The organism is Rhodoplanes elegans, assembly GCF_016653355.1.
Lineage (GTDB): Bacteria > Pseudomonadota > Alphaproteobacteria > Rhizobiales > Xanthobacteraceae > Rhodoplanes > Rhodoplanes elegans.
The window spans coordinates 13,703-32,077 of record NZ_NHSK01000079.1; the positions used below are offsets into that span (position 1 = coordinate 13,703).

Sequence of the window (18,375 nt, forward strand, 5' to 3'; positions counted from 1 at the left end):
GCTCGTTTTGCGTGGCGGGGCGGCAGCGCAGCCCCGCGTTTCGCGCAGACGGCCGGCGTCGCCGCAAGATCGCCGCGATTGTCCGTGACCCAGGGCTGGGCCGCACCGTACCGCGACCCTGTCGATGCGCGTCACGAGGAAGACCATGGGTTCCGGTAGCGAAAGTCTCGGCTGGTCCAACCGCCGTCGCAGCGCCGGTCCCGGGTCCCGCAGCCTCCTCGCCAAATCTTTGATCTCGAAGACGCTTCTGGCCGGCCTAACGGCCGGCGCGCTGGCGCTCGGCGGCTGCTCGACGATCATGAACATGCCGACCACGATGGTCGACGACGCGACCTCGGCGGCCTCGCCCGCGAATCTCGCGTCGCTCACCGCGGTGCTGTCGAAGAACCCGAACGATCCGCAGGCCTACAACATGCGCGGCTCGGTGCTCGGCCAGTCGGGGCGCTACCAGGACGCGCTCGCCGATTTCGACAAGGCGATCCAGATCGACCCGAACTACGCCCAGGCCTACGCCAACCGCGGGCTCGCCTATCGCCAGACCGGCAAGCTCGACCAGGCGCTCGCCGACTACGACCGCGCCCTGCAGATCGACCCGGCCTATGCGGTCGCCTATGTGGGCCGCGGCATGGCGTATCGCGACAAGGGCGAGCTGCTGCGCGCCCTGCAGGACTTCAACAAGGCGGTCCAGATCCGGCCCGACAACGCCCAGGCCTACTACAATCGCGGGCTCCTCTATCAGAGCCAGCGCCAGTACCAGTTCGCCATCGACGACTTCTCGACGGCCATCGGTCTGTCGCAGCAGCAGGCCGAGCCGTTCATCGCCCGCGGCCTCACCTATCTGGCGGTCGGCGACCTCAAGGCCGCCGCCGGCGACCTCGACGACGCGGTCGAGCTCGAGCCCGAGAACGTCCAGGCCTGGACCAGCCGCGGCCTCGCCTACGAGCGCATGAACGACAAGGAGAAGGCGGCCGGCTCCTACGCCCGCGCCCTCGCCCTGCGCCAGGGCTACCAGGCGGCCGCCGACGGCTTTCGCCGCGTCGGCGGCGAGCCGGGCCGAACCTACACGACGTTCAACTGATAATACGCCCAGACTGGCTCGCGATCGTTCCGGGGCGGGCCGAAGGCCCGAACCCGGAATCCAGCCAGGAGCCGGGAGCGTGCCGCTGGAGTCCGGGTTCGCGCGTTCCGCGCGCCCCGGAATGACGGTGGAGCATCACTCCGCGGCCGGTCGCGCCCCGGCGAGAAAATCCCGCACCGCGTCGAGCGCGCCGAAATCGTCGAGATCCTCGTGATCGCCGCCTTGCAGGCGGACGAGGCGCTTGTCGCTGCGGAAGGCGGCGAACAGCGCCTCGCCGAAGGCGATCGGGATCACCGAGTCCTGCGTCCCGTGCAGGATCAGGACCGGTGCCGTGACATCCGGCGCCCGCAGATCCGAGCGGAACTGGTCCTTCATCAACAGCCCGATCGGCGCGAACGGATAGGCGATGCGGGCGACGTCGGCCGTCGACGTGTAGGGCGCCTGCAGGATCAGCCGCCCGACCGGCCGGGTCGCGGCCAGCGCCACGGCGACGCCGGTGCCGAGCGATTCGCCGAACACGACGATGCGGCCGGCGCCGTAGCGCTCCGCCGCGACGGCGTGGGCGGCCGCGGCGTCGGCGATCAGCCCGGCCTCGCTCGGCGCGCCGGTCGACCCGCCATAGCCGCGGAACGACACCGCCAGCAGGCCGAAGCCGTCGCCAGCCAGCGCGGAAAAGCGTGGTGCCCGGTGGCGCAAGGCGCCGCCATTGCCGTGCAGATAAAGGATGACGGGCTTTTCGCCACGCGGCGGGACGTGCCAGGCGACGATCCGCTCGCCGTCGGCGGTCGCGAGCGTGATCTCCTCGGCCTGCGGCAGCCCGGCCGCGGCCGGCGCGGTGCGGCGCGTCTCGGCCGGGTACATCAGGGTGCGCTGGGCGAGGAACAGCACCAGCACCAGGCCGGCATAGACGAGAGCGGCGCCCAGGGCGAGCCGCACCAGCAAGGAGATCATGCCGCCCGCCGCGTCGTCCACCGCACCGGCCGGATCAGCCGGCCGGGTTGCGGCTCTTGCGGCTCTTGCGCGGCGGCGGCGCCGTATTGAGGCCCCACGAGAACGGGTTCTCGTAGCAGAAGCCGCCATTGCCGCTGATCGCCTGCTGGCACTGCCACAGATTGGCGAAGTAGCAGTTGGTGCCGCCGCCCCACGCGCCGCCGTACTGGGCGCACCAGGGATAGATCGGCCCGGCCGGGGACGGCACCTGGGCCTGGCTCGCGGCCGCGCCGGCGACCACCATTGCGGCGGCGAGCCCGGCCGTCACGAGAAACGCGCGCATCGCGACCTCCAACGCAGATTCGAGAATGGCCACGCTAGCATGGTGACACCGCCCGCAGCACGCGCGATGTTCACGACCGCGTGCCGACGCGGCCCATGGCCGTCGGTCGGCGCAGGCCGAGGGCGGCGTGTCCCGGCCTCAGTATTGGCGGTAGTTCTGACCGCTGCGCCGGCGGTCACGCGGCTCGGAGGCCTGGGCCGAGAACGGGTTGCGGTAGCACCAGCCGCCGTTGCCGCTGATCGCCTGCTGGCATTGCCCGAGATTGGAGAAGTAGCAGTTGGTGCCGCCGCCACCGCGACCGCCATAGTCGGCGCACCAGGGATAGATCGGGCCGACCGAGGACGGCACCTGGGCCCGGCTCGCGGGCACGGCCGCGACGACCATCACCGCCGCGAGTCCCGCCGTCACGAGTAGCGCACGCATTGCGACCTCCAGCACGGATTCGAGGACATCGACGCTAGCACGGCGCCGACGGCGGCGGGACGCGCCACGATCAAGACTGCGTGCGTACCGCGCCTCGAAGGCGCGTCTCGGCGACCGGCGAACGACCGTGGTCGCGGCGTCAGTACGGGCGATAGTCCTGACGCGTGCGCCGGCGGTCGCGCGGCTCGGAGGCCTGGGCCGAGAACGGGTTGCGGTAACACCAGCCGCCGTTGCCGCTGATCGCCTGCTGGCACTGCCAGAGATTGGCGAAATAGCAGTTGGTGGCGCCGCTGCGGCCACCGTACTGGGCGCACCAGGGATAGATCGGCCCGGTCTGGGCGCTCGCGGGCGACGGAACGAAGGCGACGGCGGCGCCGAGAGCCGCCAGCGACAGAAGGATCGCGCGCATCGGACACTCCTCGGGCGGCGGGAGGGCTCGTCGCCCGCGCCCGCCGCGGTTGTGTCCTGTTAGAAGCCGCGGCGGCGCGTTTGGTTCGGAGGCGCGCGCGTCGGAAAAGCGGTCACTCCCGGTTGGGCGTGAAGCCGCAGGCCATGCCGGCGATGATCATGCGTTGGATGTTCGAGGTGCCCTCGACCACCTGCAGCGACTTCGCATCGCGATAGAAGCGCTCGGCCGGGTACTCGGTGGAGAAGCCGAACGAGCCGAACACCTTCATGCACTCGTTGGCGGCGTGCACGGCCGCCTCGGAGGCGAACAGCTTGGCGACCGAGGTCTCGTACTGGCTCGGCTTGCCCTGATCCTTCAGCCAGGCGGCCCGGTAGACGAGGAGCTGCGCCGCCGCGTGCTCGGCCGCCATATCGGCGATCTGGGCCTGCACCATCTGATGCTGCGAGATCGGCTTGCCGAACTGGGTGCGGCCGTTGGCGTAGTCGACCGCGAGGTCGAGGCAGCCGCCGGCGACGCCGAGCGCGCCCGCCGCGCAGCCGATCCGCGTCTGGTTGAGCTGCCACATGCAGATGCGGAAGCCGTCGCCCGGCTTACCGAGCACGTTCTCCTTCGGCACCTTCATGCCGTCGAAGACGAACTCGCCGGTCGGCGCGCAGTGCAGGCCGAGCTTGGTCTCGATCGCCCGCGCCGAGACGCCGGCCCAGGTCTTCGGCTCGATCAGGAAGGCGGTGAGGCCCTTGTTGCCTGCCGAACGGTCCGTATAGGCGTAGAGGAGGCCGGCGTCGCCGACATGCGCCTGCGAGATCCACATCTTGCTGCCGTGGACCTCGAAGTGGTCGCCCTTGTCGATCGCATGCGTCTTCATCGAGGCGACGTCCGAGCCGGTGTTCGGCTCGGTGATGGCGAAGAAGCCGAGCTGCGTGCCGGCGACCCAGCCCGGGATGTACTTGCTCTTCTGCTCGGGCGTGCCGAACTTCGCCACCGTCAGGGCCGGGCCGAGATTCTGCATGTTGAAGGGCAGCCGCCACGAGGCCGAGATCTTGGCGATCTGCTCGGCCATCAGCACCGACTCGAGAAAGCCCATCCCGGTGCCGCCGAGCTCCTCGGCGAGCGCGCAGCCGAAGAAGCCGAGCGCGCCCATGCGGGCGACGCGATCGGTCTTGAAGGCGTGCGCCTTCTCCTCCTCCACCAGGGTCGGCGCGATGTCCTCGAGGGCGAAGCGCCGCGCCGTCTCCTGGACCATGCGCTGCTCGTCGGTCAGATCGAAATGCATCGGAGTTCCGTGTTCGGGTGACAGGGACGCGAGCTCGTCGGCGCGGCGGCTCCAGCCCGGTCGCGGGGGCACCGCCCCGCGCGGGTCGTCGTCGGTCGATCAGCTGGAGCACGCCGCCGGCGTGTGAACGCAGTCAATCATCCCGGGACCGGCGAGAGCAACCGGTTCGACGGGGGGTGCGATCATTTGTACACAAACGTGATCGCGGCGCCTCCCGGGGGACCGGGAGACGCCGCGCCGGGCGCCGCGCGGGCGCCGCGTCGACAGTCGAAATGCGTCAGTGCCGCGTGTCGGAGAACGGCTCGCCGAACTCCCAGCCGAGCGCGAAGCGGCCTTCCTCGGTCATCCGCTCCGGGCTCCAGGGCGGATCCCAGAGCAGCCGGACCTGGACGCTCGGCGTCTCGGTGAAGGTGCGCCGGAGCGCCGCCTTGGCGGCCCGCGCCATCACCTCGCCGAACGGGCAGGTGGGCGCCGTCGTGGTCATGTCGACGACGATGCCTTCGGCGGTCCAGTCGGCCCGGTAGACGAGGCCGAGATCGACGATCGAGATGCCCATCTCGGGATCGAGCACCTGCTTGAGGGCGCTGATGATGTCGTGATCGAGCATGGACGTCCTCGCGGGTGCCGATCGCCCGGGCCGGACGCGCCGGTCGCTTTCGGGTCGTATCGGGATGGGCGGCTGCGCCTTTGACGTCGACAGGTGTCGCGTCACGAGTCGCAGAGCCGCGGGACCGACACGGCGCCGGTCCCTGCGCGAAGATTGGGCGGGGCCTCCCCCGAGCGGCTTTGTCCTAGGTCAAAGTCCGCCCCGTTTGGAGCAATTCTCGTTTCGGTCCAGGCTTTTGACGAGCTTCGGGAGCTCTGCGCTCAGGAGCCCTGCTCGGAGAGCAGCACCCAGTCGCCCTTGCGGATCTCCAGCATGCGCAGGGCCGAGAGGTCGAGGCCGGTGTGGTCGGTCGGCGACATGGTGACGATGCCGCCGGTGCCGACATGGCCGCGCGTCGCCTCGAGGGCGTCGCGCAGCTTCGCCGGGTCGAAGCCGCCGGCCCGCTTGGCCGCATCGACCACCAGCATCAGCCCGTCATAGGCGTGGCCGCCGAAGGCCGACACCGGCTGCCCGGTCTTCTGCTGCCAGGTCTTCGCGTACTCCTGCAGCACGGCCTTCTGCGGGTCGCCGTCGGCGAGCTTGTCGGCGACCAGGAGCGGCGCGGCCGGCAGCCGGACGCCCTCGGCGGCCGGGCCGGCGAGCGCGATGAACTGCTTCGAGGCGACGCCGTGGCTCTGGTAGAGCGGCAGGGTCAGCCCGGCCTGGCGGTAGGCCCGGGTGACGATCGCCGGCCCCTGGCCGTGGCCGGCCACCACGACGGCCTGCAGGCCGGGCTTGCGCTTGAGCGCCGCCATCTGGGCCGAGACGTCGGTGTCGGCCGGGCCGTAGATCTCCTCGTGCGCGACCGTGATGCCGGCGCTGGGCGCCGCCTTGACGCACTGCTCGCGCATCGAGCGGCCGAAGGCGTCGGTGCCGGAGACGATCGCGATGGTGGTCAGCTTACGGCGCTTGAGGTCCGCAAAAATCTTCTCGCAGGCCATGCGGTCGGTGTGCGGGGTCTTGAACACCCATTTGCGCACCGGCTCGACGATCTGGACGGCGCCGGCGAGCGACACGAACGGCACCTGCGCGGCCTCGACCACCGGGATCATGGCGAGCGTCGTCGCCGTGGTGGTGCCGCCGATGACGGCCGCCACCTTGTCCTGCCCGACGAGGCGCTCGGTGAGCTTGCGGGCCGTCTCCGGGTCGCCGCCGTCGTCGTGCACGATCAGGTTCAGCTTCTCGCCGCCGACGCCGCCGGCCGCGTTGATCGCGTCGACCCACAGCTCCAGGGTCCGCTTCTCCGGCGCGCCGAGATATTCGGCGAGCCCGGTCGTCGAGAGGACCGCCCCGATCTTCACGTCGGCGCGGGCCGGCGCCGCGACGGCGGCGAGACCGAGCGCGAGGCCAGTCGAGACGATGGCGGCCGAGAGGAATCGACGAGAGACACGCATGCGGGGGCTCCTCCCGGGCGTCGTGGTGCGACTGGCGTTTCCGTCCCGAACGTTTCTTTGTTTTGTCGGGGAACCGATCTTGCCCACTGCCGCGGGCGCGCGCAAGCGGCGGACCGGGACCTCGTGTCCCGGGCGCGGCGACGCGCCGCGAACCGGGACCCAGGGCGATCAGACGAAGCTCTTGCCGAGATGCCTGTCGTGCCGCCCCTGGGCCCCGGCTCTGCGGCGCACCGGGCCCTGCGGCCCGACGCGCCTTGTCCAGGGCACGGCCGGCGCATGTCGCTCAGTACGGCTCGCCGTTACGGTGCACGTAGCGGCCGGTGCTCGCGGTGCGCTCGATCTTGAGGTCGAGCCCGGGATAGTCGACCGTGTCGGTCGCGGCCCGGTTGCCGATCTCCAGCACCACGGCGTCGCGGTCGGAGCGGTTGACCAGGCAGTGGCCGAGGCCGCTGCCGGCCTGCCAGGCGGCGGCCTCGCCGGCCTTCAGCACCGTCTCGCCGGTGTCCTCGACCAGCACCACTTCGCCCTCCAGCACGTAGACGAGCTCGTCCTCGTCGGTGTGCCAGTGCCGCAGCGACGAGGCGACGCCGGGGGCCAGGCGGCACAGGTTGACACCGAACCGGGTGAGCCCGGCGGCCCGCCCGAGCCGTTGGCGGACGCGGCCTTCGACCGGCCCGCGGAACTGCGCCGGATAGCCGATGCCGGTGTCGAGCGGAACGGCGTCGATGTCGATCTTGGGCATGGGCTCCCTCCGTCTCCCGGAATCGGGTCGCCGTCAGTGCAGGACGATCAGTCCGCCCGTCACCACGGCGAGAATCACCAGCGTGGCGCCGACGAACACGGCGACGTGCCGCCAGCCGATGCGCAGGATCGCGGCCGGCGAGGTCTGCAGGCCGAGCGCCGAGATGGCGATCAGCAGGCCGGCCGTCGAGGCGACGTGGAACGCCGTCTTCACGGGCGCATAGAGCGCGGCGGCACCGGGCACGGCCGGCACGACGCTGTTGACGAGGCACAGCGCGAGGAACACCAGCGCGAACACCGGCACCGGCACCTTGGCGTGAACCTGCGCGCCGTCGCGCGGCAGCAGCCACCAGCCGACGATCAGCACCACGGGCAGCAGCAGGAAGATGCGGAATAGCTTCACGATCACGGCCGTGTTGCCGACCGGCTCGGAGACGGCGTAGCCGGCGCCGACCACCTGGGCCATGTCGTGCACGGTGCCGCCCAGCATGATGCCGGTCGCCTGGGCGTCGAGGCCGAGCAGCGCGCAGAGCGGCGGATAGAGGATCATCACCAGGGTCGAGAAGGCGTTGGCGGCGATCACCGTGAAGGCGACGTCGGCCGCCTTGCTGGGATAGTTCGGAACCACCGTTGCGGTGGCGAGCGCCGCCGAGGCGCCGCACACGGCCGTCGAGGCGCCGGCGAGCGCGCCGTAGCGGCGGTCGAGGTCGAGCAGACGGGCGAACCAGACGCCGGACACGATCGTCGCCGCCATGCCGGCGACGATCAGCAAGGCGACGGGCAGGCCGAGCGCGACAATGTCGCCGAGCGCGATGCGGGTGCCGAGCAGCGCGATGGCGATGCGCAGGAGCTTTTTCACGCTGTAGGTCAGCCCCGGCTCGAACAGCGGCCGCGCGGCGACGCGATTGAAGGCGACGCCGATCAGCAGCGCGATCACCATGGCGGGGATCGGCAGCGCCCGGCCGACCAGCGGCTCGGCGGCGAGCGCGGCGAGCGCTACCGCAGCGGCGAACGCCAGGCCGGGCGCGTAGCGGCGCAGGACGGCGACCACGGGAGCGGCCGAGGCCGGCTGCGCCGGCGCGGGCTCGGCGGCCGGCACGCCCTTCACGGCGTCGGAGGGATCGGCGGACGTCACGGAGGCCTCGTGCTCCGGGGGTGGCGCGGTGATCGCGACACCCGAGCCGGGGAGGCTCGCCACGGTCGCGATCCCCGTGTGCGGGATCGCGAGAATGGTCGCAAGCCGCCCGTCGCGCAACAACGCCCTTCGGCCCTCCGCGGAGGGCCGAGGGACCGCAGGCTGCGGCCGCGGGCGCCGGTCGGCGACCTCAGAGGCTGTCCCGATCGGCCTCCGGGTCGTGGCTCGGCAGCAGCGGCGGGCCGGCGATCGTGCGCGGCTCCGGATCGGCCCGCGTCGCGATCGTCTCGTCGCGCAGCCACTGCAGCACGGCGCGCAGTGCCGCCCGATGGCCGCCCGCGACGTGCTGCTCGTAGACGGCGAGCTGGGCATCCGCCGAGGTGCCCTCGGCGACGATGGTGCGGCAGTGCGCGACCTCGGCGGCGCAGTCGAGCGCGTCGATGTCGTCGGCCGCCTGGCGCAGCAGGCGTTCCAGCACGGCCGCGACCGGCTCCGGCCCGTCGCGGGTGACGAAGCTCGCCTGGACGCCGGAGCGCTGCGCCCGCCACTGGTTCTCCTGCGCGAGCGCATGGGTCACGGCCGGCATGTCGTCGGCCGCCGGGCGGGTGCGATAGAGATGGCGGGCCAGCACCCGGTAGAGCGCCGCGACCGCGATGGCGTCGTCGAGCCGGGTGCAGCAGTCGGGCGCGCGCAGCTCCAGCGTCGGGAGCGACGCGGACGGGCGGATCGCCCACCACAGATAGCTGGCGTCCGGGATCGCCCCGGCGCGGGCCATCGCGTCGACATAGGTGCGGTACTCGGCCTCGCTGCGGAACGCCGGCGGCAGGCCGGTGCGCGGCAGCTCCGCATAGGCGGCGAGGCGGTACCCCTTCAGCCCGGTCGGCAGCCCGGCCCAGAACGGCGACGAGGTCGACAGCGCCAGGAGCAGCGGCAGGTAGGGCACCATGCGGCGCATGATCTCGACCCGGCGGGCCGGATCGGGCAGCTCGACATGGACGTGCAGGCCGCACAGGAGATCGCGGCGGCCGATCATCTGGAGCTGGTCCATCACCCGGTCGTAGCGCTGCGCCTCGGTCTGGCGGACGCGGCGCCAGTCGGCGCCCGGATGGGTGCCGGCGGCCAGCACGGCGAGCCCGTGCGCGTCGGCGGTATCCGCCACCGCCTCGCGCAGCTCCGCCATCTCGGCCCGGGCGCCGCGCAGGGTGTCGTGCACCCCGGAGACGATCTCGATCTGGGCCTGCAGGAACTCGGGCTTGGCGCGCCCTCGCGTCACCGCCTCGGCGCGGCGGAAGACGGCGGGATCGACGCGGCGCGGCACCGCGAGCGTGCGGGCGCCGACCAGGAAGAACTCCTCCTCGAGCCCGATCGTGAAGGCGCGGCGGCCGCCGACCTCGCCCGCCGGCTTCGTACGGGCCGAGGTCGACGTCCTGGCGGGGGATGAGACCACTCGGGTGTTCCGCATGTCGGTTCCTGCAGGTTGCTCGGATGATCGCGCCGTGCCGATCGGATGCCGGCGACGTCTCGGATCGGGTGTCGAAGGTGCCTTGAGGTGGCGCGCCGCGGCTCGGTTCGCAGACAGGGCGACGCGATGCGTGACCCTTCGAGCCCTGGGAGCCCGGATCAACGCCCTCGCGCCCCGGACGTTCCCCGGCGTCGCGCAACCGGCAGGATCGGGCGACGAAAAGCCCCGCGGGGCGCGGGCGCACCGTCGAATCGACACAATTTTGGATGGTCTAGTCGCCCTTATGGTCCGGTGGGGCGACCGCGCCCCGAGCGCCGAGACCCGGTAGAGATTTTCGACGTGACCGAGCGATTTCCGACCGAGGGATTTACGACCGACCGCCCGTCGGCCGCCGATGCCCCCGCCCCTGCCCTGTCGCGACGCCGCTGGCGCCCGGTGATCGTCGCGTTGCCGCTGGTGCTGATCGCCGCCGGCCTCGCCGCCTATGCGGCCGCGCCCGCCTCTGCGCCCGCACAGGCTCCGGCCGCGGCGCCGGCCCGCGCCGAGGCGCGGCCGGCCCTCACCGTCTCGGTCGCCGGCGTCGAGACCCGGCGCATCACCCGCAGCGTGGTCGGCACCGGCTCGGTCGCCGCCTGGCAGCAGCTCACCGTCGCGGCCGAGATCGCCGGCCTGCGCATCGTCGAGGTCACGGTCGACGAGGGCGACCGGGTGACCGCGGGCCAGGTGCTGGCCCGCTTCGAGGACGCGATCCTGCAGGCGCAGCACGCCCAGTACGAGGCGGCCGCCCTGGAGGCCGAGGCCAACGCCCAGAACGCCCAGGCGGAACTCCGCCGCGCCCAGGAGCTGCAGGCGAGCCGCAACATCGCCGAAGCGACCTTCCAGCAGCGCCAGATGACGGCGCGCGCCACCGAGGCGCGGCTCGGCATGATCCGGGCGCAGCGCGACGAGGTGAAGGCGCGCATCGCCCAGACCGTGGTGCGGGCGCCGACCGACGGCGTCATCGCCAAGCGCACCGCGCTGGTCGGCACCGTGTCGAGCGTCGGCGCCGAGCTGTTCAAGATGATCCGCGACGGCCGTGTCGAGCTGCAGGCGCAGGTGCCCGAGCTGGATCTCACGAGCGTCGCGGTCGGCCAGCCCGTGAAGGTCGTGCACGGCGACACGGCGGTCGCCGGCCGGGTCCGGCTGGTCGCGCCCGTCGTCGATCCGGCGACCCGGCTCGGCACCGTCTACGTGGCGCTGCCGAGCGACAGCGGGCTCCGGCCCGGCATGTTCGCCAACGCCGAGATCGCCACCGGCAGCGCCGAGGTGCTGGCGGTGCCGCAGGAGGCGCTGGTGTTCCGCGACGGCCGGCCGGCCGCCTTCGCGGTCGGCCCGGACGGCCGCGTCGCCGTGAAGCTCCTGGACACCGGAACCCGCCAGGACGGCTGGGTGGAGGTGCGCGGCGGCCTCGGCCGCGGCGAGCGCATCGTCTTCGCCGGCGCCGGCTTTCTCAACGACGGCGACCTCGTCCGCATCGACAGCGCCGACGCGCGCCCGCCCGAATGAGCACGCCGCCGAACGACGACGCGGCCGCGCCCCGCCCGGCGCGGACCGTGGTCCATGGCCGCAACAACATCTCGGCCTGGGCGATCCGCCACCCGGTCGCCACCGTGGTGCTGTTCGTCGTGCTGACCATGGCCGGCCTCGTCGCCTATCCGGGCCTGCGCATCAACAACAATCCGGACATCGACCTGCCCGCCGTGGTGGTCACGGTGCAGCAGCCGGGCGCCGCGCCGGCCGAGCTCGAGTCGCAGGTGACGCGGCGCATCGAGGACGCGGTCGCCGGCCTCGGCGACATCAAGCACATCACCTCCACGGTCTACGACGGCGCCTCGAACACCGTGGTCGAGTTCAACATCGGCAAGAACGTCGACCGCGCCGTCAACGACGTGCGCGACAAGGTCACCCAGACCCGCGCCACCCTGCCGGCCGACATTCTCGAGCCGATCGTCAGCCGGGTCGACATCTCGGGCGGCGCCATCGTCACCTACACTGTGCGGGCGCCGGCGATGTCGACGGCGCAGCTCTCCTGGTTCATCGACGACACGGTCGCCCGCGCGCTGCTGTCGATCGCCGGCGTCAGCCGGGTCAACCGGGTCGGCGGCGTCGACCGCGAGATCCGGATCGAGCTCGACCCGGCCCGCCTGATGGCGCTCGGCATCACGGCCGTCGACGTCCACAATCAGCTGCGCAGCCAGAACCTCAACAGCCCGGGCGGCCGCGGCACGCTCGGCGCGAGCGAGCAGTCGATCCGCACGGTCGGCAGCGCCGAGACGGTCGACGACCTGCGCGCCCGCCTGATCACGTTGCCGGGCGGTCGCAAGGCGCGCCTCTCCGAGCTCGGCACGGTGGAGGACACGGCGGCCGAGCAGCGCCAGTCGGCCAGGCTCGACAATCAGCCCGTCGTCGCCTTCGAGGTGCTGCGCACCGTCGGCTCCAGCGAGGTGCATGTCGCCAAGAAAGTCGCGGCCCGGCTGGAGGCACTGGAGCAGGCGACGCCCGGCGTCGAGATCCGCCGGGTGTCCTCGACGGTGCGGTTCGTCGAGGAATCCTATCGCGGCGCCATCGAGACGCTGGTCGAGGGCGCGGCGCTCGCCGTGCTGGTCGTGTTCCTGTTCCTGCGCGACCTGCGGGCGACCTTCATCGCGGCGCTCGCCATGCCGCTGTCGCTGATCCCGACCTTCTTCGTGATGAAGGCGTTCGGCTTCGCGCTCTCCGGCGTGACGCTGCTCGCGCTGTCGCTGGTGGTCGGCATCCTGGTCGACGACGCCATCGTCGAGATCGAGAACATCGTCCGCCACATGCGCGACGGCAAGAAGCCGTATCGGGCAGCGCTCGACGCCGCCGACGAGATCGGGCTGGCCGTGGTGGCGACGACGCTGACCATCGTGGCCGTGTTCGTGCCGGTCGCGTTCATGCCCGGCATCCCGGGCCAGTTCTTCTTCCCGTTCGGCGTGACCGTGTCGGTCGCGGTGCTGTTCTCGCTGGTCGTCGCCCGCATGCTCACGCCGCTGCTCGGCGCCTATTTCCTGAAGGTGAAGCCGGAGAAGGGTCCGCGCGACGGCGTGGTGATGCGCGTCTATCTGCGCTTCCTCGCCGCCTCGATCCGCCACCGCTGGCTCACCGTGATCGGCGCGCTGGTGATCTTCGCCGGCTCGATCGCGCTGATCCCGCTCGTGCCGTCCGACCTGATGCCGGCGCGCGACACCGGCCGCTCGGCGCTCGGCGTCGAGCTGCCGCCCGGCGCGACGCTGGCCCAGACCGAGGCCGTGGTGAAGCGCGTCACCGACATCGCCAAGGCGCGGCCGGACGTGACCAGCGTGTTCGCCGCGATCGGCGTCGCGGCGGCCGGCCAGGGGCCGGGCGCGCCCTCGGTCGGCGGCGATCCGCGCAACGCCATCGTCTACATCAACTACGTGCCGGCGAATGCGCGCCCCCTCACCCAGCAGCAGATCGAGGCCGCGCTGCGGCCCGCCCTCGCCGAGATTCCCGGCACCCGCTTCCGCTTCGGCGCCGACGGCATGGGCGGCGCCAAGGTGACGATCACGCTCACCGGCGACAACCCGGTCGAGCTCGACCGCGCCGCGACCGCACTCGAGCGCCAGATGCGCACCCTGCCGTCGTTCCCGACCGCCGCCTCGACGGCGAGCCTGCGGCGCCCCGAGATTCAGATCGTGCCGATGCCGGAGCGCGCCGCCGAGCTCGGCGTCTCGGTCGCCTCGATCGCCGCCACGGCCCGCATCGCGACGCTCGGCGATGCCGACCAGAACCTCGCCAAGTTCAACCTGCCGAACCGCCAGATCCCGATCCGGGTGCAGATCGACCCGGCCTCGCGGGCGAGCCTGCCGACCATCGAGAACCTCCGCGTCTCGACGACGAGCGGCGCCAGCGTGCCGCTCAAGGCGGTCGCCGAGATCAGGCTCGCCAGCGGCCCGGCGACGATCCAGCGGCTCGACCGCACCCGCAAGGCGGCGATCGAGGCGGAGCTGAACGGCCTGCCGCTCGGCGAGGCGCTCACGCAGATCCACGCGCTGCCGATCATGCGCGAGCTGCCCGCCTCGGTGCGCGAGCAGAAGACCGGCGACGCCGAGATCATGGTCGAGCTGTTCGTCAGCTTCGCGGTGGCGCTCGGCGCCGGCGTGCTGCTCGTCTACGTCGTGATGGTGGTGCTGTTCGGCGGATTCATGCAGCCGCTGACCATCATGATGGCGCTGCCGCTCGCGGTCGGCGGCGCCATGACGCTGCTGCTCGTCACCGGCAAGGCGCTGTCGATCTCGGCCGTGATCGGCGTCCTGATGCTGATGGGCATCGTCGCCAAGAACTCGATCCTCTTGGTCGAGTACGCCATCGAGGCGATCCGGGCCGGCATGCCGCGCGACGCCGCGCTCCTCGACGCCGCCCACAAGCGGGCCCGGCCGATCGTGATGACGACCATCGCGATGACGGCCGGCATGATCCCGGTGGCGCTCGGCCTCGACGTCGATTCGGGCTTCCGCGCCCCGATGGCGGTCGCCGTGATCGGCGGCCTGATCACCTCGACGCTCCTGAGCCTCGTCGTGGTGCCGAGCGTGTTCACGCTGATGGACGACCTCCAGAAGAAGCTCGGCCGCCGGCTCGGACGCCTGCTCACGTCGGGTCCGCAGGACGACGTGCCGGCGGAACCGCACGCGCCCCCGCTCCCGGCACCGGCCGCCGCCGCGTCTCGCGACGCCGGCCTCTGAGCGCGCGACCGCGCGGGCGTCCCCCGCCGCGGCCTGTGTGAGCTGTCTCACAGTTCCTCCTCCACCACTCCTGGATGCTGCGGGCGTCGTCGGCACCCGGCCGGCGAGACGGACGAACGAACTGAGGGACGTCATGACCAAGCATCTCGGAACGGCCGCGCTTGCCTCGGCTCTGCTCGTTGTTGCGTCTGCGTCGTCGACTGTCGCCGCCCCTGCGGATCCGGCCGCCAAGCCGGGGCCGCTGACCTTCAAGCGCCCGGTCCAGACCGGCGGCGTCACCGCGACCCGCGTCACGCCGACGCCGTCCGTCGCGAGCCGTCCGCAGCTCGCGCCGGTTCCGCTGACGAAGCCGCTCTCGAAGCCGCAGACGCAGACCAGCTCCGTCGGGCCGTCGGCCACCCCGTCGAAGCCGGTCAAGCCGCACATCCTGCTGCTGCCCAAGGACGCCATCAAGCCCGCGTCGGGTCCCGGCGCAGGTCCCGCGACCGGCCCCTTCAAGCCGAAGTTTCCGTTGCCGAAGAGCGATCAGGTCGGGTCGACGACGCCGACCGGTCCGAAGAAACCCGATTTCACGCTGCCGAAGAGCGACAAGATCGACTCGGTCAAGCCGAAGTTTCCGCTGCCGAAAGGCGATCAGATCGGGTCGAACACCCCAAACGGCCCGAAGAAGCCCGATTTCACGCTGCCGAAGAGCGACAAGATCGACTCGATCAAGCCGAAGTTCCCGCTGCCGCCGAAGCAGTCCGACACGACGCCTCCGACTCCGGGCCCGCAGCCCTGCGTCGGGCCGACCTGCGCGCCCGACCCGAACAAGGGCCAGGGTCAGGCCAAGACTCCGCCGGACGTCGGCCCGGGGCCGGGCAACTGCGTGACGGTCGGCGGCAAGCTGATGTGCCCGCCGCGTCGCGACGTGCACGTGTTGCCGCTGCCCGTCCCGGTGCCGGTGTATCCGCACCAGACCTATGCGCAGCAGCAGGCCTATCCGCAGCGCGTCGTGCCGCAGCGCGTCGTTACCCAGACGGTCGCGCCGCGTCCGGTGACGCAGGTGATCACGCCGCCGCAGCCCGTCGCCGCACCCGCCTCCGCGCCGCTGGTGTGCAACGCGGGCGGACAGATGTCGGCCGAGGTGACGGGCGCGACCCAGCTGACGCTGCGCTTCGCGCCGGGCACCGCCGCCGGCACCAGCGTCGCCCCGCAGCCGGGCGAATGCACCTGGCTGGACCGCGGCTTCGCGACCAACGAGCCGGGCGTGATGATGGTCGGCAACGATGCGAGCCAGACCGCCTACATCGTCGACGGCGTCAAGAGCGGCGGCCTGTTCTACGCCCACGCCTACAACAACGGCAGTGCGCTGGTGGTGACCAAGGTCGGCCTGTGATCCGGCCTGCGCGTCACGCTCACTCTCCCGAACGCCAAAGAGGACGCCGCCGGCGTCCTCTTTTCTTGTTTGATCGGTCCCGGCCGTTTCTGATCAGCCCGGCAGGCCGCGGGTCACGTTCGCGAAACAGAAAACGATGAGCGGGCAGCGGCGGGCGTGGCGGACACGGCCGCGGGCTGCTACAAGGGCGCCGGGCGAGCAGCCGCCCGTCGAACGCGACGGCTGCCGACCCGTCGCCGCCTCGGATCGCCGAAGTCGCGCGATTCCACCGGCTCGATTCTCCACTCCCGAGCCGCCAGCGGCCTCTATCCAACCCAGGTCCGACCTCCCGTGACATTCCTGCCGACCCGTCCGCCGCTCGCCCGCGCCCTCGCCGCGCGCAACTACGACGATCCGACCCCGGTGCAGGCCGCCGTGCTGGCCGACGACGCCGCCGGCCGCGATCTCCTGGTGTCGGCGCAGACCGGCTCCGGCAAGACGGTCGCCTACGGGCTGGCGATCGCGGACGACCTGCTCGGCGACGCCGACGGCTTCGAGCCCGGCGCCGCCCCCCTCGCTTTGGTGGTCGCGCCGACCCGCGAGCTCGCCCTGCAGGTGCAGCGCGAGCTCGCCTGGCTCTACGGCCACACCGGCGCCCGCGTCGTCTCCTGCGTCGGCGGCACCGACCCGCGCCGCGAACAGCGCGAGCTGGCCGAGGGCGCCCACATCGTGGTCGGGACGCCGGGGCGGCTGTGCGACCACCTGCGGCGGCACCGCCTCGACATCTCCGGCCTGAAGGCCGTGGTGCTCGACGAGGCCGACGAGATGCTCGACCTCGGCTTTCGCGAGGACTTGGAGCTGATCCTCGAGACAACGCCGGACAGCCGCCGCACGCTGCTGTTCTCGGCGACTCTTCCGCGCGGCATCGTCGCGCTCGCCCGCGAGTATCAGAAGGATGCGCTGCGCATCGACGTCGCCGGCGACGAAAGCGGGCATGCCGACATCGAGTACCGGGCCATCCGGGTCGCGGCGCACGAGGTCGAGCACGCGGTCGTCAACCTGCTGCGTTATTTCGAGTCGCCCGGCGCGCTGGTGTTCTGCAACACCCGCAATGCCGTGCGGCACCTGCAGGCGGCCCTGTTGGAGCGCGGTTTCTCCGTGGTCGCGCTGTCCGGGGAGCTGGCGCAGAACGAGCGGACGCTCGCGCTGCAGGCGCTGCGCGACGGGCGCGCCCGCGTCTGCGTCGCCACCGACGTCGCGGCACGCGGCATCGATCTGCCCCATCTCGGCCTCGTCATCCACGCCGAGCTGCCGAACGATCCGGCGGTGCTTCAGCATCGCTCCGGCCGCACCGGGCGCGCCGGCCGCAAGGGCGTCAGCATCCTGCTGGTGCCCAACGCCCGCCGGCGGCGCGTCGAGACGATGCTGTTCCAGGCCGGCATCGACGCGGTGTGGGGCAGCGCGCCCCAGCCGGAGGAGATCCGCCGGCTCGATCTCGAGCGCGTCCTGCAGGACGCGAGGCTCGCCGAGGAGCCGAGCGAGGACGACCTGATCTGGGCGCAGGCGCTGCTCGCGCAGCGCAGCCCCGAGCAGCTCGCGACCGCGCTGGCCCGGATTCTGCGCGCCGGCCTGCCGTCCCCGGAGGACATCGTCGACCCCGGCGAGCGCCCCAGCCGGTCGCGGCGTGATCGCGACGAGGCGTGGGCAGATCGGGCGAGAACGCACGCGTCCGCACAGGCCGACGGGTCGGACCCCGGATGGGATCCGATCGACGCCCGGCCGAAGCGGCAGGCCGGCCTCGCCGGCGGCAGCGTCTGGTATCGGGCCAGCGTCGGGCGCAACAAGAACGCCGAAGCGCGCTGGCTGCTGCCGATGATCTGCCGCCGCGGCGGCATCGACAAGCGCGCCGTCGGCGCCATCCGGATCTGCGACAGCCACAGCGAGATCGAGATCGCAGCCGACGCCGCCGAGCTGTTCGCCGCGGCCATCGCCCGCCCCGACAAGGAATCGAACATCCGCCTCGAGCCGCTGCCCGACGGCCCGCAGGCGCCCTCCGGACAGCTCGACCGGCCCGCCGGCCGGCCCCGGCCGCACGGCGGCAGGGTTCGTCCCGGCGACCGATCCCGCCACGAGCGCGGCGCGACGGCGCACGCGCCGTCCGACAACGGCCCGGCCGCGCCGGAGAAGAAGAGATTCGCGAAGAAGCCGTGGCGCCAGGAGGCGCGTGAGGACAAGCCGCTTCGCGAGGACAAGCCGTTTCGCGAAGGCAAGCCTCCGTACGAAGGAAAGCCGTTCCGTGAGAAGAAGCCGTTCCGCGCCGGCAAGACCAAGCCCGCCGGAGCCCGAAAGGCCGCGCGGGGCGCGGTCGGCAAGCCGACAGGCAAGCGCGGCCGCGCCTGATCGCGCGGGAGAGCGACTTCAGAA

General features: G+C 72.1%; 15 protein-coding genes. 5 read left to right on the forward strand and 10 right to left on the reverse strand.

The annotated features are described in order from the left end of the window. Positions 1-145: 145 nt before the first annotated feature. Positions 146-1,078 carry a tetratricopeptide repeat protein gene (locus tag CCR97_RS10720; protein WP_201159485.1) on the forward strand — a complete coding sequence of 311 codons (933 nt, stop codon included), beginning with the start codon at positions 146-148 and terminating at the stop codon, positions 1,076-1,078. 135 nt (positions 1,079-1,213) lie between these two features. Here CCR97_RS10720 and CCR97_RS10725 read toward each other — a convergent pair whose 3' ends face one another. The 10 genes from CCR97_RS10725 to CCR97_RS31650 all read right to left on the reverse strand — a co-directional run bounded on the left by CCR97_RS10725 (position 1,214) and on the right by CCR97_RS31650 (position 9,819). Beyond that, positions 1,214-2,029, reverse strand: a complete 816-nt coding sequence (locus CCR97_RS10725) for an alpha/beta hydrolase (RefSeq protein ID WP_201159486.1) — start codon at positions 2,027-2,029, stop codon at positions 1,214-1,216. A 34-nt stretch (positions 2,030-2,063) separates the two neighbouring features. Further along, positions 2,064-2,351, reverse strand: a complete 288-nt coding sequence (locus tag CCR97_RS10730; RefSeq protein ID WP_146618905.1) for a DUF3551 domain-containing protein — start codon at positions 2,349-2,351, stop codon at positions 2,064-2,066. Positions 2,352-2,489: 138 nt separating this feature from the next. Continuing rightward, positions 2,490-2,774 (reverse strand): DUF3551 domain-containing protein, encoded by a 285-nt coding sequence (locus tag CCR97_RS10735; RefSeq protein WP_111359677.1) that lies wholly within the window; start codon positions 2,772-2,774, stop codon positions 2,490-2,492. Positions 2,775-2,913: 139 nt separating this feature from the next. Further along, a complete protein-coding gene (locus CCR97_RS10740; protein ID WP_111359676.1) occupies positions 2,914-3,183 on the reverse strand; it encodes a DUF3551 domain-containing protein in 270 nt (89 codons plus the stop codon). Between the two features lie 112 nt (positions 3,184-3,295). After that, positions 3,296-4,456 (reverse strand): acyl-CoA dehydrogenase family protein, encoded by a 1,161-nt coding sequence (locus CCR97_RS10745; protein ID WP_111359675.1) that lies wholly within the window; start codon positions 4,454-4,456, stop codon positions 3,296-3,298. A 277-nt stretch (positions 4,457-4,733) separates the two neighbouring features. After that, positions 4,734-5,063, reverse strand: a complete 330-nt coding sequence (locus CCR97_RS10750; protein ID WP_111359674.1) for a metal-sulfur cluster assembly factor — start codon at positions 5,061-5,063, stop codon at positions 4,734-4,736. Positions 5,064-5,323: 260 nt separating this feature from the next. Beyond that, positions 5,324-6,496 carry an ABC transporter substrate-binding protein gene (locus CCR97_RS10755; protein WP_201159487.1) on the reverse strand — a complete coding sequence of 391 codons (1,173 nt, stop codon included), beginning with the start codon at positions 6,494-6,496 and terminating at the stop codon, positions 5,324-5,326. 283 nt (positions 6,497-6,779) lie between these two features. Beyond that, on the reverse strand, positions 6,780-7,238 hold the full coding sequence (locus CCR97_RS10760) for a cupin domain-containing protein (protein WP_111359514.1): 459 nt from the start codon (positions 7,236-7,238) through the stop codon (positions 6,780-6,782). Between the two features lie 33 nt (positions 7,239-7,271). Beyond that, positions 7,272-8,372 carry a YeiH family protein gene (locus CCR97_RS10765; protein WP_338049068.1) on the reverse strand — a complete coding sequence of 367 codons (1,101 nt, stop codon included), beginning with the start codon at positions 8,370-8,372 and terminating at the stop codon, positions 7,272-7,274. A 190-nt stretch (positions 8,373-8,562) separates the two neighbouring features. Further along, complete coding sequence (locus tag CCR97_RS31650; protein ID WP_338049069.1) at positions 8,563-9,819, reverse strand: carboxylate-amine ligase; 1,257 nt, start codon at positions 9,817-9,819, stop codon at positions 8,563-8,565. A 354-nt stretch (positions 9,820-10,173) separates the two neighbouring features. Here CCR97_RS31650 and CCR97_RS10770 point away from each other — a divergent pair, with 354 nt between their 5' ends. The 4 genes from CCR97_RS10770 (at position 10,174) to CCR97_RS10785 (ending at position 18,351) form a co-directional block, all read left to right on the forward strand. Further along, the gene (locus CCR97_RS10770) at positions 10,174-11,379 is read left to right on the forward strand and encodes an efflux RND transporter periplasmic adaptor subunit (protein WP_201159489.1); all 1,206 of its coding nucleotides are present in this window, start codon (positions 10,174-10,176) and stop codon (positions 11,377-11,379) included. Then, a complete protein-coding gene (locus CCR97_RS10775) occupies positions 11,376-14,594 on the forward strand; it encodes an efflux RND transporter permease subunit (RefSeq protein WP_111357868.1) in 3,219 nt (1,072 codons plus the stop codon). The genes CCR97_RS10770 and CCR97_RS10775 overlap by 4 nt, the downstream gene beginning before the upstream one ends. A gap of 133 nt (positions 14,595-14,727) precedes the next feature. Beyond that, positions 14,728-15,972, forward strand: coding sequence for a hypothetical protein (locus tag CCR97_RS10780; protein WP_201159490.1), 1,245 nt, complete (start codon positions 14,728-14,730; stop codon positions 15,970-15,972). 330 nt (positions 15,973-16,302) lie between these two features. After that, the gene (locus CCR97_RS10785) at positions 16,303-18,351 is read left to right on the forward strand and encodes a DEAD/DEAH box helicase (protein ID WP_111357866.1); all 2,049 of its coding nucleotides are present in this window, start codon (positions 16,303-16,305) and stop codon (positions 18,349-18,351) included. Positions 18,352-18,375 lie beyond the last annotated feature (24 nt).

Bases quoted from the DNA above. Each gene is read 5' to 3' on its own strand.
- CCR97_RS10720 (WP_201159485.1), top strand. From the start codon at position 146: ATGGGTTCCGGTAGCGAAAGTCTCGGCTGGTCCAACCGCCGTCGCAGC.
- CCR97_RS10725 (WP_201159486.1), bottom strand. From the start codon at position 2,029: ATGATCTCCTTGCTGGTGCGGCTCGCCCTGGGCGCCGCTCTCGTCTAT.
- CCR97_RS10730 (WP_146618905.1), bottom strand. From the start codon at position 2,351: ATGCGCGCGTTTCTCGTGACGGCCGGGCTCGCCGCCGCAATGGTGGTC.
- CCR97_RS10735 (WP_111359677.1), bottom strand. From the start codon at position 2,774: ATGCGTGCGCTACTCGTGACGGCGGGACTCGCGGCGGTGATGGTCGTC.
- CCR97_RS10740 (WP_111359676.1), bottom strand. From the start codon at position 3,183: ATGCGCGCGATCCTTCTGTCGCTGGCGGCTCTCGGCGCCGCCGTCGCC.
- CCR97_RS10745 (WP_111359675.1), bottom strand. From the start codon at position 4,456: ATGCATTTCGATCTGACCGACGAGCAGCGCATGGTCCAGGAGACGGCG.
- CCR97_RS10750 (WP_111359674.1), bottom strand. From the start codon at position 5,063: ATGCTCGATCACGACATCATCAGCGCCCTCAAGCAGGTGCTCGATCCC.
- CCR97_RS10755 (WP_201159487.1), bottom strand. From the start codon at position 6,496: ATGCGTGTCTCTCGTCGATTCCTCTCGGCCGCCATCGTCTCGACTGGC.
- CCR97_RS10760 (WP_111359514.1), bottom strand. From the start codon at position 7,238: ATGCCCAAGATCGACATCGACGCCGTTCCGCTCGACACCGGCATCGGC.
- CCR97_RS10775 (WP_111357868.1), top strand. From the start codon at position 11,376: ATGAGCACGCCGCCGAACGACGACGCGGCCGCGCCCCGCCCGGCGCGG.
- CCR97_RS10780 (WP_201159490.1), top strand. From the start codon at position 14,728: ATGACCAAGCATCTCGGAACGGCCGCGCTTGCCTCGGCTCTGCTCGTT.